At 26.7% G+C, this 17,268-nt stretch carries 17 protein-coding genes, 1 tRNA gene and 1 pseudogene; 8 read left to right on the top strand and 11 right to left on the bottom strand.

Translation table 4 applies throughout. The features are described 5' to 3' along the window. Positions 1-102: 102 nt before the first annotated feature. Positions 103-348 (top strand): hypothetical protein, encoded by a 246-nt coding sequence (locus tag JN03_RS02980; RefSeq protein WP_134076716.1) that lies wholly within the window; start codon positions 103-105, stop codon positions 346-348. A 74-nt stretch (positions 349-422) separates the two neighbouring features. Then, positions 423-1,835, top strand: coding sequence for a Sapep family Mn(2+)-dependent dipeptidase (locus JN03_RS09860; RefSeq protein WP_134076715.1), 1,413 nt, complete (start codon positions 423-425; stop codon positions 1,833-1,835). Here the strand turns inward: JN03_RS09860 and JN03_RS02970 are convergent. After that, positions 1,832-2,449, bottom strand: coding sequence for a hypothetical protein (locus tag JN03_RS02970; RefSeq protein WP_134076714.1), 618 nt, complete (start codon positions 2,447-2,449; stop codon positions 1,832-1,834). The two genes, JN03_RS09860 and JN03_RS02970, sit on opposite strands and share 4 nt — an antisense overlap. 265 nt (positions 2,450-2,714) lie before the next feature. Here JN03_RS02970 and rpsT point away from each other — a divergent pair, with 265 nt between their 5' ends. Then, positions 2,715-2,975 (top strand): 30S ribosomal protein S20, encoded by a 261-nt coding sequence (gene rpsT, locus JN03_RS02965; protein ID WP_036440961.1) that lies wholly within the window; start codon positions 2,715-2,717, stop codon positions 2,973-2,975. Positions 2,976-3,083: 108 nt separating this feature from the next. Here the strand turns inward: rpsT and JN03_RS09855 are convergent, their stop codons facing one another. Together JN03_RS09855 and JN03_RS09850 are read right to left on the bottom strand one after the other, a co-directional pair. Beyond that, positions 3,084-4,247, bottom strand: coding sequence for a putative cysteine peptidase (locus tag JN03_RS09855; protein WP_134076713.1), 1,164 nt, complete (start codon positions 4,245-4,247; stop codon positions 3,084-3,086). Positions 4,248-4,414: 167 nt separating this feature from the next. Next, positions 4,415-4,846, bottom strand: coding sequence for a hypothetical protein (locus JN03_RS09850; RefSeq protein ID WP_036440965.1), 432 nt, complete (start codon positions 4,844-4,846; stop codon positions 4,415-4,417). A 296-nt stretch (positions 4,847-5,142) separates the two neighbouring features. Between JN03_RS09850 and JN03_RS02950 the strand changes: the two genes are divergently transcribed. After that, positions 5,143-5,218, top strand: a tRNA-Arg gene (locus JN03_RS02950). Positions 5,219-5,224: 6 nt separating this feature from the next. On the opposite strand, the gene JN03_RS09845 is transcribed toward JN03_RS02950, so the two are convergent. The 3 genes from JN03_RS09845 to JN03_RS02935 are packed head-to-tail and all read right to left on the bottom strand — an operon-like array spanning position 5,225 to position 8,076. Next, a complete protein-coding gene (locus JN03_RS09845; protein ID WP_134076712.1) occupies positions 5,225-6,148 on the bottom strand; it encodes a DHH family phosphoesterase in 924 nt (307 codons plus the stop codon). Beyond that, complete coding sequence (rlmB, locus tag JN03_RS02940; protein WP_134076711.1) at positions 6,141-6,842, bottom strand: 23S rRNA (guanosine(2251)-2'-O)-methyltransferase RlmB; 702 nt, start codon at positions 6,840-6,842, stop codon at positions 6,141-6,143. The genes JN03_RS09845 and rlmB overlap by 8 nt, the downstream gene beginning before the upstream one ends. A 25-nt stretch (positions 6,843-6,867) precedes the next feature. Continuing rightward, the gene (locus JN03_RS02935) at positions 6,868-8,076 is read right to left on the bottom strand and encodes a class I tRNA ligase family protein (protein WP_134076710.1); all 1,209 of its coding nucleotides are present in this window, start codon (positions 8,074-8,076) and stop codon (positions 6,868-6,870) included. Between the two features lie 50 nt (positions 8,077-8,126). On the opposite strand from JN03_RS02935, the gene argS reads away from it, so the two are divergent. Both argS and JN03_RS09835 read left to right on the top strand, forming a co-directional pair. After that, positions 8,127-9,752: an arginine--tRNA ligase gene (gene argS, locus JN03_RS09840; RefSeq protein ID WP_134076709.1), complete on the top strand. Its 1,626-nt coding sequence runs from the start codon at positions 8,127-8,129 to the stop codon at positions 9,750-9,752. Between the two features lie 16 nt (positions 9,753-9,768). After that, complete coding sequence (locus JN03_RS09835; RefSeq protein WP_036440980.1) at positions 9,769-10,326, top strand: DJ-1/PfpI family protein; 558 nt, start codon at positions 9,769-9,771, stop codon at positions 10,324-10,326. A 45-nt stretch (positions 10,327-10,371) separates the two neighbouring features. Here JN03_RS09835 and trpB read toward each other — a convergent pair whose 3' ends face one another. The 4 genes from trpB to JN03_RS09820 all read right to left on the bottom strand — a co-directional run bounded on the left by trpB (position 10,372) and on the right by JN03_RS09820 (position 14,261). Continuing rightward, positions 10,372-11,637 (bottom strand): tryptophan synthase subunit beta, encoded by a 1,266-nt coding sequence (trpB, locus tag JN03_RS02920; RefSeq protein WP_134076708.1) that lies wholly within the window; start codon positions 11,635-11,637, stop codon positions 10,372-10,374. A gap of 160 nt (positions 11,638-11,797) precedes the next feature. Next, positions 11,798-12,643: a hypothetical protein gene (locus JN03_RS09830; RefSeq protein WP_134076707.1), complete on the bottom strand. Its 846-nt coding sequence runs from the start codon at positions 12,641-12,643 to the stop codon at positions 11,798-11,800. A gap of 1 nt (position 12,644) precedes the next feature. Beyond that, positions 12,645-13,250: a hypothetical protein gene (locus JN03_RS09825; protein WP_134076706.1), complete on the bottom strand. Its 606-nt coding sequence runs from the start codon at positions 13,248-13,250 to the stop codon at positions 12,645-12,647. Positions 13,251-13,379: 129 nt separating this feature from the next. Next, positions 13,380-14,261, bottom strand: a complete 882-nt coding sequence (locus tag JN03_RS09820; protein ID WP_134076705.1) for a hypothetical protein — start codon at positions 14,259-14,261, stop codon at positions 13,380-13,382. A 474-nt stretch (positions 14,262-14,735) separates the two neighbouring features. Between JN03_RS09820 and JN03_RS02900 the strand changes: the two genes are divergently transcribed. After that, complete coding sequence (locus JN03_RS02900) at positions 14,736-16,217, top strand: type I restriction-modification system subunit M (protein ID WP_134076704.1); 1,482 nt, start codon at positions 14,736-14,738, stop codon at positions 16,215-16,217. A 47-nt stretch (positions 16,218-16,264) separates the two neighbouring features. Here JN03_RS02900 and JN03_RS10040 read toward each other — a convergent pair. Beyond that, positions 16,265-16,696, bottom strand: a pseudogene (locus tag JN03_RS10040) (restriction endonuclease subunit S); the annotation flags it as partial. Positions 16,697-16,702: 6 nt separating this feature from the next. Here JN03_RS10040 and JN03_RS03585 point away from each other — a divergent pair. Next, positions 16,703-17,268, top strand: a 566-nt coding sequence (locus JN03_RS03585) for a restriction endonuclease subunit S (protein WP_208317692.1), incomplete at its 3' end; no start/stop codon positions are given.

Below are 17,268 nucleotides of genomic sequence, written 5' to 3'. Positions count from 1 at the left end.
CTAAATAAATCAAATAGTTAAACTTACTAATATAACCTAATATAACCAAAACTTATAAGCTTATATATAGTTAATACAAAATATTCAAGCAAAGGATAGATCATGCGTAAAGAAATTAGATTAAGAAATAAAGTAAGAGCTGAAAAAAGAAGAATTAAATTAGCAAAAGAACGTGCTAGAGAATTAAGACGTTTAGCAAGAGCAGAAGCTGCAGGTAAAAAAGAAGCTCCAAAAAAAGTTGCAACTACATCACCAGCAACCAAAACAGAAACAAAGAAAGCTACTCCTGTTAAAAAAACCGCAACTGCTGCAAAACCAAAAACCGAAATCAAAAAAACCACAAAATAATTTTTGCATTAAAAAGTATGACAATACATACTTTTTATTTGCTTTATATACCTTATATAAATTAAAGGGAATAAATGAAAGAATATATCAAATACCAACAGTCGGACGATGAATTCAACCAAATGGTTGATCATATTGCAAAACTTTGTGCAATTCCTTCAATTAGTAAACTGTCAAAAGACAAAGATGCTGAATATCCATTTGGCATTGAATGCAATAGAGCATTAAATTATGTCCTAAAATTGGCATATGATTTTGGTTTCAAAATTTATAAAGATCCAAAGAAAAGATTTGGTTTTGCCCAAATTGGTAAAGGTGAAAAGATAATGTGTATCTTCACTCACCTTGACGTTGTTCCTGAAGGTAATAAAAACCTATGAACTTCATCAGCGTTTGAACCTATAAAAGATGAAGACAAACTTTTTGGACGTGGTACATTAGATGACAAAGGTCCAACTATTATTAATATATATGCAATGAAATATATTAAAGATCATAAATTGCTGGATAAAGATTGATCAATTAGAATTGTATTTGGTTTAGCAGAAGAAACCAACATGCTTTCTATGAAAGCATACAAAAAAGAATTTGGCCATCCAACAGTAGCCTATACCCCTGATGGTGCTTGACCTTTAATATATGCAGAAAAATTAATTTATCATATGAATGTTATTTTTCCCACAATTCCAGGATTGGTATTAGATGGTGGAAAAGTAATAAATCAAATACCAGATGCACTTTATGTTTACTATCCTAACATAAAAGAAATGCAATCATTTTTCCCTGAAAATGAAACTGTATATGATCCTAAAAGAAACATTTTAAAAATCATTGGAAAATCAGGTCATGGTTCCACTCCCGATAAAGGGGATAATGCTATCATTAAGTTTTTCAAAAGATTTGCAGAATTTGAACCTAAACTTAAATCTAATTCAGTAATTAAGTTTATGGCTGAAAACTTTTTTGATGGTACATTTGATATGCACAATGTTTTCAAAAAATATGAAGATCAAACAGGAACATTAACTGCTAATTTAGGAATTGTTAAAACAATTCCAGGATATTATGTTTTTAGTTTTGATTTCCGTGTGCCAGTTTCATTTAACCGTAGTAATATTTTCAGTGATTTAACAAAATATATTGCTGCTCTTAATAAAAAAATAAACATTGAACCTATTAGCTATAAACCCGCAAAATATGTAAGCAAAGAAAATAAGCTTGTAAAAATTTTGATGAATGTATATAACGAAAAACATCAAACAGAATTAGAACCTATTTCTATTGGCGGTGGAACTTATGCAAGAATTTTCAAAAACTGTGTTGCTTTTGGTTCAACTGAATTTATGCATATAATGCATGGACCAAATGAATTTTTCACATATGCCGAAATGAAAGATTCGCTTGAAATTTATATTAACGCACTAAATAGACTTCAAGAATATGATGCCGAACCTGATTTGGGTAAAACTACAGAATACGACTATTAATCAAAATAAGGCATCGAATTATTAAGTTTCATAAACAAATAATTTCTCAATAAAGAAAGTTGGATAGCATCCAATTTTTTTTCATTTACAAATACTTGAAATGGAACTTTATATAAAAATTCATTTAATTTATTAACAACTAACTTACCATTTTTTGAACATATCTTACTTATTTTTTGCATTGTATAAGATTTTTTAGTATAGTTATTTTTAAATTTAATTACCACATCATCATTTAACATTAAATTAAATTTAGATGCTTCTTCAATATTAGTATCATTAGCGCTTACAAAAAATGGAGTTGTATTTAAATGAGCCACAGGTATTACTTTTCTTGAGAAATCAAAATGATTTTTAATCAATAAAAATCTATAATTTGTAAATAATGTTATAGGCATTGCCAATATATTTGTAATACTTAAAATATTTACAAGCAAAGAAGAAGATTGGCCTAATAACCCTCATAAAGCCAACGCTGTATGAAATAAAATTATTGGCATACTTCAAATTGCATATCAACCTGCAGTTTTATAAAATTGCTTTTTCAAGAAATTTTGTGGCATAAATAATCGGTTTTCTTTTAAATACTCATTAGCTTCAATTCTAAATAACATAAATTTGTTCAAAATAAAATATTTGAAAACTAAAGTCCATAGAATTGTGAATATAATTGAAATTGAATATAAGATGAAGAAAATGTTATTAATATACATAAATTTACCTAGTAATAATTTAATTAGTAATTAAATTATAAAATAACATTTTTTATAACTATCAAAAAATTAAATTATTAATTTTCTAAAATTGAATGAAAATTTGATTTTTATATTAAAATTAATAAATCATTTATTTTTATAAACAAGAAAGGCATACCAAACTATGGCAAATATCAAGGCAAATCAAAAGGACATATTATCAAATCTAAAAGCAAATAAACGTAATTCTGCAATTAAATCATCTGTAAAAACAGCTATCAAAAAAGCTAAGAAGGCTGTAGAAGCTAAAGACAAAAAAGCTATTGAATATATCAATAATGCACATCATGAAATTGATAAAGCTGTTTCAAAAGGTGTATTGCACCAAAATAATGGCGCACGTAAAGCTAGCCGTTTAGATGCGTTTGTTGCTAAAAATAAATAATTTCTTTTTCACTATATATAATGAAAATGGGCAAAAAGCGCCCATTTTTTTATTATCAAAAAACTATTTTGTTGCCTTCGTCTGAAGTTCATATTATGGTCGCCATTATTAAATTTGATTATTGAGCATCACATTGATTTCTTCACCTGTGTAGAATTTATTTTCGTATTTAAATAGTTTTTTCGTTCTATATTCAAAACCATCGGATGGTTTTACGGTGAAAAAGATTTTAAGTGCAGAAGCTGCAGCTGCTAGTTTTCAATAATTTACTAGTACAATAGAATCTTTATCACCTCACAATCAATTTAGTAAAAGCATTTCTTCATCTTCATCATAACCATAAATGACAAAAGCATGTCTTGTTTTAGCTGTACTTACAATTACAGGATTATTCTTCTTGATATTTTCTACCGTGCGTCAATAATAAGCACCTTTCTTGTATTCATATTCATATTTTTCAAATGCTATTTTATCTTTCATAAATTCATTAATTGGCAAAGTGTAGCCATTATAACTATAAAAATCAACTTTACGGTTATTTAATCTTCATAACTTTGCCACTAATGAATAATCAGGAAATTTATTTTGATAGTATCTAAAAGTAGGAGATGAGTATTTTATATTAGTTGGATTTATTTCATAATCAAAATATTCATTAAATTGGTCATCTGTAAATAATCCTCCTATTTTAAATAGTTCATTATATAAAAGCAAATTAGAAATTGCAACATATTCACATAACCCACTATCACCTCATTTGCCATAAAGACGATCATGCAAATAAGTTTGGTCAGTATAACCTACTCTTTTCTCATTATTTCTTGATGCTCATCATCAAGATTCTTTAAGAGTGTGGCTAATATTAGGTATCAACGAAAGTTTATCATCTTCTTCTGGAACAAATGCTGCTCTTCTTACACGACTAAACTTTTTGGATAATTTGCTTGGTCTTTTAAAGATACTATATTTAAATTTTCTACTTTTTTCAATATAGCCTCTTTTAACTTCAACCATTTTATTGTCATTTGCATCAACTATTACATAATAGTCTGTAAATTGAAAAAGCATATATCCATCATTTATCTTCTTTACATAATTAATTGTTTCATCTACATAAAAATATCTATCGATTTTAGATTTAATTTTTAAAATCAAATCTGAATATTTTTTTAGTAAATTAGCTTTATTTTGTTTAAATTTAGCCGATAATAACATATTTGGCATTACGACAAAAGTAGCTAAAGTACTTAAAAGAGTTTTATTTAATTTCATAAATTTTACCTCCTTGTATAGTTAAAAACCATACGGCGGGAAATTATAGCCAAAAATTTTTTTCGGCTTATTTTTAAAAATTAAACTTCAATTTTTACACTATTAAAAATTCAACTTTTTTTTGAAGCGTTTGAAAAAGTTGAATTTCAATGTTGTTTTAAGTGTAATTAATTTTGTTGGATTGCTTGTTCGAGTGATTTTTTTGCTTTTTCAATATAGATAAATTCAGGAGTTTTGATTTTAGCAATGCATACTGAAAATGCTATAAAACTTGGAATGTATACAATTTGTTGTAAGAATGGTATATTTTCTGGTCTTAGAAAATCATTGTAAGGTGTGAAGTTATAAATTCAAGTACTCATTGTTTCAGGAAGGATTGAAGAAATAGCAAATAAAGATATTGTTCTTGCTAAATAACTAGCTTCATATAATATAAAAATAATTACAAGAGATAATAAATATAATCCTAAATATAAGAATGAAAATCCAATTAATTTTTTATCATTATTAGTAAATTTAATTAATAAAATTGTTAGTAAATATCAATATGACAATCTAAATAAATAGATTAATGAAAATTCAATAGCCTTTCAAGGCAATATTGTTATATTTTTTATTTCATTGTTTGAAGGTGTTTTGGGTTTAAATTTTTCAATTTGATAATTTTGAATAATGAACTAATAAAAAATAAGCTACATTAAAATTATATACTTCGCAAATGTATAAACGTACTCTTTAATATGAAATGAAATAAAATTCAAATTTTCTTAAAGAAAATTAATTATTAAATTTTTGCTTTTTTACCTACTACAAAAATTTAAAAAACAATAAAAAAACACAACTTTAAATCATTGCGTTTTTTTAAGTTGTATAATAATTAAACTAATTTTTAAACGGCTACATAGCTCAGTGGACAGAGCGCAAACCTCCTAAGTTTGATGTCGCAGGTTCAACTCCTGCTGTGGTCGCCATTTTTTTTATTTGCGATTAATAAATTTAATTACTTCAAGAAGTTCATCTAAAGAAGATATTTTAAAGCCTGATGAATTTTTATGCCCACCACCGCCAAATTTTCTTGCAACTTCTGAAACATCATAATAACTTCTTGAGCGGATACTACATCTATAAATTCCACTCACTTGTTTCATAACTGCAAGTGTAACTTCACTATTACTTAATGAAACAAAATTAGCAATTAAAGGTCTTACTATATCATTAGTTACAACTTTTTCACTTATAGCATAAGTCACTAATCCTTCAGTTTTGCGGTTTTGGCAAACTTCAAAAATTTGGTTAATTTCATCAGTGTTAAGTTGCATATTTTTGATAAGTTCAGCATAATTTAATTTGTTTTCCATTAAATAAACCATCATTTCAAATGTTTCTGTTGATATATTTCTTTCAGTAAAATTGCTAGTGTCAGTAATTATAGCCATCGCCATACCTTCGATGGCTTTTTGATTAACTTTTAGCTTCAAAGTTTTTGCTAAATTAGCAACTACTTGACCTGCGGCAGGTCAATAGTCTCCGCCAATTTCATATAATCATTTTTCTTCACAAGGATGGTGATCTAATTTAAGCGATTCTTGTGGAACCACTCTTTTATCGAAAATACGTGATTTAGTAGAAGTGTCAACAACAATTTTTAATGATTTAGCAAAATATTCATCTGAAACTAGTGAAATAGGCTCATTTATAATAAAAGATAAATTTCTTGGATAATCTCCACCTGAAATTTTTACTTCTTTACATTTTTTAGAATTTAATTTTATTAAATTTTGTAATGCTATTGCACTTCCCAGCGTATCTCCATCAGGTTCAATGTGAGTACATAAAGTTATATATTCATATTGACTTAAAATTTTTCAAAATTCTTCAAATTTTTTAGCTAAATTATTCATTAGTTTCTTCCTTTAATTTATTTGTTATTTGATGTAGCAATATTCCAGTAGCAACTGAAACATTAAGTGATTGCACGCTACCATATTGTTCTATTTTTATAATTTCATCTGCTTGTTTTTGCAGCGTTGTAGAAACTCCTATTTCTTCATTTCCCACAATTAGTGCAATCGGACAAACAAATTTTGTTTTACTTAACGGTTTTGATTTATCGCTTAAAGCAGAAGCATAAATTCAAAACCCATTTTTTTTCAACAAATTAATTGCATCTTGTAGCGATGCTACTTTTATAATTTTGGCATTATTAAATCCACCAGATGAAACTTTTAACACCGTAGGTGTTATATCGCAAGCACGATTTTTAGGAATTATAATATGTTGCACTGCAAAGCAATTTGCTGAACGCAATATTGCACCAAAATTTTGTGGATCTTGAATGTGGTCTAAGACAAGAACAACTTGTGGCTTATCTTTTGTAATGCTTCCAATATCATAATATTTAAATTCTTCAATTTCAGCAATATAGCCTTGATGGTTTCCATTAATTAATTTATTGAGTTCGGTTGCATTTAGAAACTGAACATTTTTAACACTTGAATGTAATTTAATGCCATGCTGCAAATAAAGTTTTTTGATAGGCAAGGCGTTTTTGATTGCATCTAAAACTGAATTTTTACCATAAATATATTTACTCATTTTGCCTCCAAGTGTTTTAATTACATTAAATTATATTTTCTTCAATTAGCATTTTTCTTAATTCATCAGCTTTTGTATAGTCTTTTTGAGCAACTAATTCTTTTCATTTTTCATAAGTTTCAATAGTTTTTTTAGATAGTTTTTTATTTGGAAAATTAAACCCTAAAATTCTCATAACTTCAAAAAATGAAGGTAGTGTTTCAACACGTTTTGAAAGTTCAAGTAGATTTTTATAAGCTTTTGCAAATTCAAGATTAGATGCATCTTGCATTACTACCTTAATTTTTTCTAAATCTAGTTTAGCATCATTTTTTTCAAGTTGATACTTATTTCACAATTTTTCAAATTTCAAAATTATGGCATTATTAGTTTGCATTAATTCATCTGTAACCATAATAGGTTTTGCATAATTAGTTGTAAGCAGTAAAAGACGATAACTATCAGCACTATATTTTTCTAAAAAAGAATCAGGATAAATTATATTCCCTATTGATTTAGACATTTTTTGATTATTGTAATTTAATGTACCAAAATGAATTCATTTTTTAGCAATAGGTTTTTGATGAAGAGCAAAATGTTGAATATTTTCATTTTCATGGTGTGGAAAAATTAAATCAATTCCTCCTCCATGAATGTCAATGGTTTCTCCATCAAAGTATTTATCAATAAATAAACTACATTCAGTGTGTCATCCAGGACGCCCCAAACCAAAAGGAGAATCAAATTTAATTCCCACATTAGTTTCTTTTCAAAGTGCAAAATCAGCAGGGTGACGCTTTGAAATTTCGCCTTCTTCGTATTTAAGTTTGCTTAAATCCTGACCGCTGATTTTGCCATATTCATCTTTTAGTTTGATTACATCAAAAAAGATATTTTGACCAATTGGATAAGCATAGCCTTTATCAATTATTTTTTGAATGTAAGAACATAAATCTTTTATTTCATCAGTAACTTTAACAATTTTAATATTTGAAAACTCAACATTAAAATTTTTCAGTTGGTCAAAATAGTATTTTGTATATTCTTCACTTATTTCTTTTTCAGTTTTATTGGTTTCAATGGCTTTATTAATTATTTTGTCGTCAATATCAGTTATATTATGCAAAAACGAAATATTTTCACCTAAATATTTCTGGCTTCTAATCATTAAATCAAAAGTTAAAATAGGACGTAAATTGCCAATATGACACTTGTTATATACTGTTGGACCACACAAATAATAGCATTTCTTCATAGTTAATTATTATATTTTAAAATTGGTAAATATATTATAATTTATATACTATGAACACAAGTACTAAACAAATGATTATTGCCATTTTGGCGAAGACACTTTCAAAATTAAATATACAAAAAGATATCACTTTAACCGAATCAAAAAACCACGGAGACTTTTCAACTAATTTACCTTTATTGCTTCAAAAAGAACTAAAAAAACCTGCAATTGAAATTGCAAATGAGTTTTGTAAACTTATTGAAGCAGAAAAATCTCCTGTAATTTCCAAAGTAGAAGCTGCTTTACCTGGATTTATTAATTTCTGAGTAACTAATAATGAAATTGTAGATGCAGTTAATACAATCAACAAATTAAAAGATAAATTCGGAAGTGCGACTGTTAAAAAAGGTGCAATCAATGTAGAATTTGTTTCAGCAAATCCTACTGGAAGATTACACATTGGACATGCTAGAAATGCAGCTATTGGTGCTACATTATGTAATGTTCTTGAAAAAGCAGGTCATAGGGTAATTCGTGAGTATTTGGTAAATGATTATGGAAATCAAATGAATAATTTAGCATCTTCTATTTATAGTAGATACCAACAAATCTTTGATAAAGATTTTCCAATGCCAGAAGATTGCTACCGTGGTGGAGATATAATTGACTTTGTCAAGGAATTTTATAAAGAATATAAAGATAAATACAAAGGTGTAGCTTATACTGATGAAATTAGAGACTTTTTCAGAGAATACGGAAGAAAAATTGCTCTTAAATACATTGAAATCGATTTACAACGTTTTAATGTATGATTTGACTTATATACTTCAGAAACCGAACAATATAAACTTAATCGTGTATGACCTTATATCAATAAGTTAAAAACAACTTATAAAAAAGATGGTGCTACTTGACTAGCTACAACAAAAGGCGGGAAAGACGATAAAGATAGAGTTATTATTAAAAGTAATGGTGATTCTACTTATCTATGTGCTGATATTGCCTACCACGCGCAAAAATTTGAAGAACTTAAAGATAAAAAGCACGGTAAGATCATTGATATCTGAGGAGCTGACCACTCTGGATATGTTGAACGTGTAAAATTTTCATTTGAAGATCTAGGATACAGAAGAGATCAAATTGAAATGATTTTATTCCAACTACTAAGAGTTGTAAAAGATGGTAAAGAAGTTAAAATGTCTAAGCGTTTAGGAACTTCACTTACTCTTTATGAACTACTTGATCTTGTTGGAAAAGATGCTATTCGTTTCTTTTTAATTGAAAGATCTTATAATTCAAAAATTGATTTTGATATTGCTAAAGTTAATGATGCAAACGAAACTAACCCAATGTACATCATCAAATATGCTCACGCTCGTTGTTGCCAATTATTAAGCAAAGTAAAATATAAAAACCCTACTGCTAAATCGCTTGAAGACAAATACACCAAAAAACTAGTTAATGACTTACTAGAATATCCTGATTTAATTGAAACAATGGCAAAAACTTATAAAGTTAACTTGCTTCCTCACTATTTATTAAAACTAGCTAATTCATTTAACTCATTTTATTCAAACACTAAAGTTATAGGCGACAAAAATGAAGAAAGTTTAGTAGCATTAGTACTTGCTACAAAAACTGTTTTAGCAAACGCTATGGCTTTAATGGACTTAGACATTCCTGAAAAAATGTAATAAATAACTAAAATTTATGAAAATATTAGTATTAGTACATAATCATTTTAATGATATAGAACTTGGCACCACACTTGCTATTTTAAGCAAATGACCTAGCATTTCTAAAATCACAATTTATAATCCCGATTCTACAATAAAACAAGTTGTTGGTCAATGCAATGTTTTAAAACTTGATGTAGAACATACCTTTAATTTTGATGAATATGACGCCATTTTTATTCCTGGTGGTAAAGGCGCACAAACATTAAGAAAAGACACTAAATCTATTGAAATAATCAAAAAATTCAGAGCTAACAAACAAAAATATATCTTTGCAATTTGTGATGCTCCTAATGTTTTATATGAAAACAAAATCATTGATGACAATATTTCATATAGTTCTTATCCAATCGACACACCTTTTTTATTTGGTGCAAAAAGAACCGAAGCACTTGCTACAGTAGATGGAAACATTGTAACAGGACGTAGTCCTTATGCTACTTTTGAATTTGCATTTAAAATTCTCGAAACACTTTTCAAAAACAATCTTGAAGAAGTTGCAAAATATAAAAAAGCTTTAAAAGGCGAATAACCCAATAAAGCTTTTTTATTTGTCTAATCTTATAATGACTAGCATTTATCTATTTCTAAATGCTTTTATTTCTTTGCTATATTCACTTAACAAAAATTCTAGATCCTTATCTCCTTTACCTGATAAGGTAACTAAAATGTCAATGTCTTTATCTTTATGCTGTTTTGCAAGTTTTATAGCATAAGCAAGAGCATGCGATGATTCTATTGCTGGAATTATACCTTCACTATTAGCTAGCATTAAAAAAGCTTCTAGTGCATCAGCATCATCAATCGCAACATATTCAACTAATTTATTTTTCTTTAAATAAGCATGTTCTGGACCAACTGATGGATAATCTAAACCTGATGCGATTGAATAAACTGGCGAAGGTTCTCCATTTTGATTTTGCAATAAAATTGATTTAAAACCGTGCAAAATTCCATCTTTACCAAAATTAAGAGTAGCCGCATTTTCACCTTCACCCGAACCTTTACCTAAAGGTTCAACTCCAATTAATTTAGTATCGCTAAATAAAAAGGGAATAAAACTTCCAGCTGAATTAGAACCACCACCAACACAAGCTATAACATAATCAGGAAGTTTATTGTATTGAGCAGCAAATTGTTCTTTAGATTCTTCTCCTATACACATCTGAAAATCTCTTATCATTTTAGGAAAGGGATGAGGGCCTACGGTTGAACCGATGCAATACATTGCGGTCTTGTATTCTTTTTTATAACTTTCAAAAGCTGAATCTACTGCTTCTTTTAGTGTTTGATTACCATGCGTTACAGGGATTATTTTAGCCCCTAAAATTTGCATTTTTTCAACATTAGGTCTTTGCTTTTCAATATCAATTTTACCCATATGAATTTCACATTCTAATCCAAAATGAGCTGCAGCCGCTGCAATAGCAGCTCCATGAGAACCTGCTCCAGTTTCAGCAATAATTTTCTTTTTACCTAACATTTTAGCAATCAATGCTTCTGCGATGCAGTGATTAAACTTATGTGAACCACCTTCATTTAAATCTTCACGTTTTAAAAAGATTTTAACTTTTCCAATTTTGGCACTTAAATTCTTGCAAAAATAAATCGGTGTTGGACGCCCTTGAAGATTTTTTCTAATCGCATTTAATTCTTCTTTAAAAAATGAACTTTGTGATATTTTTGCATACTCGTTTGCAAGAGTTTGAAAAATAACTTTCATTTCATCATCCAAATAATTTCCACCATATTCACCAAAATATCCTTCTACATTTGGAGTGGTTTTTAAATATTCTTCTAACTTAATGTTTTTTAATAAATTATCTTTTTTAATTTGTTTCATATGTGCCTCAATAAATCATTATTGATATTTGTCTAACTTATTTTATCACAAATACTTTAGTTTTGGGACTTAGAAATAATAGAGGATGCTAGGTTGTAGTGAAATAAAAAACCACCAAATGCAATTTAGTGATTCTTATAATTCTTATATATATGAGAAATTATTTTTTGTATTGGCTAAATCAACCTATATTGTTTATATTTCCATTGACTCAAATTTTGGAAATATTGCTTAACTCAGTTTTCTTTATTTCAATGGTGAAATTATTGGAAATTAAATTTGAACTTTGATTATTATTTGAAGATTTTGTTTGTAAGTAATGAGAAATATTTAAATTCAATGAAACTTTTTTGCTAGTTTTATGCATTGTAACATTTTGAACATCAAAACCTATAACCGCATTGTTCTCTTCTGAAAAATCAGCTATTATTTTAGGAACATTAGCAATCAAAATAACAGACTTAGTATCAAAATATTCTTTGGTGTATTTTTTATCTAAATTTGCTTTTATTTTGTCAAGTGTTGCATTATTTTCTCAAAATGGTTTAGTAAATTCAGTGTATTCTTTGTGTGTATTTAATACTATCAAACTATTTTTTCTAATAACATCAGAAAAACCTTTTTCTTTTATCATTTCGTTTAATTGATCATTAGTTAAATCATCTTTTATTTTGCTATCATAAAAGAAATTTAAAAAGTTTTTCTTTAGATTTGCATATTCTTTTTCACTTACATTCTTTGGCAAATTATTTAGCCCGCTAGCTAATGATACAGCACTTGCAAATAGTGGTTTATTTTCTTCAAATCAACTTTTATTATTAGAAGTATCAATTAAATTTCCAAAGGAATTAGTTATATTCAATGTAAATAAATCAAGATTTTGATCTTCTAGTTTGGTAATCAAAGAAGTTATTTCTTTTGTATTTGAACAAGATATTAAAGTTAACGGTAATACAGGTAATGAGGATATTGATAATGTAAAAATAACATTTTTCTTTAAGCTCATATTACAAACCTTCTCTTATTTCTATAATTGAACCATCCTGAGGATTTATAATAATTCTTGGATCTAATGATTCAAATAAAATTCTATATGAAGGTTGAACTATATCATTATTATTTCTTAATATTAGCGAACCACCAAAACGTTTTATACGTGAACTTATATAAGAACTTCTATAGTCAACTAATTTTGATTTTTCTTTAGTAAAAAATTCATATAAGTCATTTGCATATGTTCAATGTTTAAGTACCGGCGGAGGACAAGCTTGCTTTAATTTATTTAATTTTGGACCAAGCAATTCAATAACTTCATCTATTTTATTTATTGCAACTTGTAATTGACCAACAGTATAATATTTGTAATTTACAATAGATTCATCTCACGTAATGATAAATTCAAGTATTTTTTTATCTATTTTAATAAATAAATTTTTTAACCATCTTTCATTATGCATTGTTCCAATTGTAAATACTAATGATTGAAAAAAGAAATATTCACTCATCTGTCTTAATCATGGAACTTTTTCAATGACTTCAACTTTTAATTTATCATATTTTTCATATATCTCTAATTTTTGTTCATAAACTATTTGGTTTGTTAACAATATCATTTAATCTCCTATATATATAAAATTATATCAATAACTAATTTAAGGTTTTGTCTGATGATTTAGTTATAACATTAAAGACAAATAAAAATGCCAATAAATAACAATTTAGTGGTAATAACAAGTATTATTTTATTTTACAGATGGCAGTGGAAATATAAATAATGGTAAGAAGATGAATAAATATTTTAATTTACTTTGTTCTTTTCTATATAACACCAAAAGTGCAACAACCTTTGCAAAATAGAAAAAGGGTAATGTGAAAAGCGTTGCATAAATTAGTGAAACAAATGACATTTTACTTACACTAAAATAAATTGTTAAATAGTTAAATAGTACAAACAATGTTCCATAAAATCAAAAATAGATATAAATTCAAAGTGCTGAAACAAAATTACCAATAGTCGAATTTAATTTACATTTTGGATTAGTTTCAAATATTTTGGCATATAAAATAAAAGGCGAAACAAAATTTACAAATAATTTAACCAAAAATATGATTGCAAAAGTATTTGCAATTCTTATATTATCCGCATGTAATTTAGCACTAGAAAATGCCATAACTTCCATTGAAAGATAATAAATTCAAATGGTAGTGTTAAAAATTTTGTTCAAAAAGTTTATACGGTTTATTTTTGTATTGTTTAAATAACAATAAATCAAGTAATAACCTTTTGAATTCAAATATTCAATATTTTCTTCTTTTAGAAGATCTAATTTTTTATGCAACAAAGTTCCAATTAAAAATGTGTTAAATAAGTAAAATACAAATAAAATTGTTAATTTTATAAGTAAAAACACTTTACTATTTTTACTAAAATCATCAGATGATGCTTTCTTGGTAATAGTATAATAATAAATAATATTAAATAGAAGTATGCCAAAGAATATAAAAACATTAACAATGTTTAAGAAAAATAATCCTTGTGGTTTTGTCTTTTTTCTTAATTCTTTGTTTCTATTTAATTCTAAAAGTATCGAAAAATTGTCAAAAGTCGATAAATTTGAATACATATAATTTTTCTCTCCTTAATTTAATTATATCCGCCTTATAAAAAAAACACTATAAGAAGGGTAAAAAAAGTAAATATTATATTAAGTTTAGGAAGTTGTTCATCTTGCAAAGATAAATTTATTTAATCTATTTTTTTTCAATCAAACCCTTAAATTTTGGACAACACCTAATTTTCAATGTATTAAATTTAAAACGTAATTTAAACAATAATCATTAACATAAATAATTATGAAGTTCACTAATTTACATAACATTATAAATTAGTGTTTTTATTATTTGCAATAAGAAAAAAATAAAAATAGCATAACCTTCATTTAAGTAAAAGTTGCGTTTTCATAGTAAAATTAATTAATACAATTTTGATAAAAACTATTATCAATTTAATTGATAAAATAAGTTATAAAAGAAACTGATTAAATAAATTTATTATAAAAACATTGAATGGAGTTTGAAAGAGAGTGGAAAAATAAATAATGTCTCAAATTATTGATGAAAATATTTTATGAAAAGCAGCTGAAAAACTTAGAGATAAAGTAGACCCGGCTGATTATAAAAATGTAGTTTTAGGGCTTGTTTTCTTAAAATATGTTAGTGATAAATACATTGCCAAATATAATGAATTAAAGAAAAATGGTGATGGTAGTGAAAAAGAAGATGATTATTATATTGCCGACCATGTTTTTATTGTACCTAAAAATTCACTATGAAGTTATGTAGCATCACATTCTAAGCAGGTTGATTTAGGTCAAGTAATTGATAATGCATTTATAGAACTCGAAAAAAATAATAATCAATTAAAGGGAATATTACCTAAGACTTATTCTAAAAGTGATTTGGATAAAAATGCATTAGGTGAATTAGTTGACTTTTTTACTAATCACCTAAATATGGAAGATGCTGATGGTGATTTTTTTGGTCAAGTATATGAATATTATGTTGGAGAATTTGCTAAACATATTGCAACCAAAGGTGGTGAATTCTTTACGCCTAAATCATTAGTAGAACTTATGGTTGATATACTTGAACCTTATAAAGGAAGAGTATATGACCCTTGTTGCGGTTCGGGCGGAATGTTTGTACAATGTTCAAAATTTGTAAAAAAACATCAAGGATTAATCGACAACATTTCAATTTATGGTCAAGAATCTAATCCAGGAACATGAAAGATGGCTAAGATGAATTTGGCTATTCGTGGTCTTGAAGGAAATCTTGGAGATAGAAATGCTGATTCATTTACTGATGATTTACATAAAAATTTAAAAGCAGATTACATTATTGCAAATCCACCATATAATCTAAAAGAATATTGAAAACCTTATCTTGATGGTGACCCTAGATGAGTAGAGTTTGGTAAACCTGATGAGAAGAATGCAAATTATGCTTGAATTTCATTAATGTATTCAAAACTTTCACATAATGGTAAGGCTGCAATACTTATGCCTAACGGTGCAACTACATCTAATACGAAAGATGATTATAAAATTAGAAAAGCCATGATTGAAGCAGGAAAAATTGATGCTATATTAGCTTTACCTAATAAATTATTCTCAAATGTTAGTATCTCAGTTCAATGTTGAGTACTAAATAAAGAAAAGACTAACACTGACATTTTATTTATAAATGCTGATTCTATGGGCAAGCTTTTAAATAGAAAAATTAGAGTATTAGAAGAAGCAGATATTAATAAAATAGTTAAAACATATAAAGATTTTAAGTCTAATACATTAGAAGATATACCAGGATTTTGTAAAAAAGCAAGTTTGGAAGAAATAAAATCGAATGATTATTCTTTAAATCCCGGAAGATATGTAGGAGCAGATGAATCTAATAAATTGTCACCCGAAGAGATTCAAGATGAACTTAGAAAAGCTTCTACAGAATTGTTTGAATTAATAAAGGAGGGTAAGGAACTAGAAGAAAAAGTTAAAGAGATTTTAGAAAAAGAGATGAAATAAAGGATAGTGTTAACTATGTGATGTTGTTGTTCAATAGAATGAATAGATAATTCTATGTTCTCAAATAGTGTTTTATTAATTATGGGCATTGTTGTTCCATTTTGCCCTATGCTATTGAAATAATCTTTTTTTGTTAGTAATAGATAATATAAGTAAAGTTCTGACACTATATTTCTATTGATATTAGTAATAGCATTAATTTGTTGATTTGAAATACTAAGTTTTTTAGTAATTGAAACATACCCTATATAACCTATGCAACTAATAACAATACTATTTTCTTTCAATTTTATTGAATTGAATTTATTTAGTGCATAGTTACTTATATATTTAATACTTTTTGATATATATCTATTATTTTTAATATCAGGTGGACAAATAAAAGGGAAATCATTAGAATTCCAAAATATATTTACTTTGGTTGAAGGTGTTTTGCCTGTTATTACTTTTCCTAAATCTTTAATTTTGTATGTTCTCATAATTTTATGGCTAATAAAAAGTTAAATGATATATGTATTAATATAACTGATGGAACCCACTCAACTGTTATAGATGATGAGAATGGCAGCAGTTATTTATTAAGTTGCAAAAATATTAAAGGAGGAAAAATATTTATTAATGATAATGATAGAAAAATCAATAATAATACCTTCCTTCAAATTAGAAAAAGAACAAAAACAGAATATAAAGATGTTGTTATTACTAAAATAGGGACAGTTGGTCAATCCGCTTGCATAAATGATTTGGAACCTAATTATGAATTTCAATGCAATGTCGCTATTTTAAAACCTAATAATTCAATTATCTTGTCTGAATATCTTAATTATTTTTTTCATTCAAACACTGGGAAAATATCAATTAATACAAGAATTAAGGGAGCTGCTCAACCTTGTCTCTTTTTAAACGATTTAAAAGATATTAATATTTTTGTTCCCGATTTGCAAAAACAACATCACATAGTTAACATTATGGGAACAATTGATGATTTGATTGAAAAAAAGCAAGTTGAATTTAATCAAAAAGTGAAATATTTGTTACTGTTATTTGATAA

The organism is Metamycoplasma hyosynoviae, assembly GCF_004365165.1.
Classification (GTDB): Bacteria; Bacillota_I; Bacilli_A; order Mycoplasmatales; family Metamycoplasmataceae; genus Metamycoplasma; species Metamycoplasma hyosynoviae.
The sequence above is the reverse complement of the archived record's forward strand: the minus strand, read 5'-3'. Positions and strand labels throughout refer to the sequence as shown.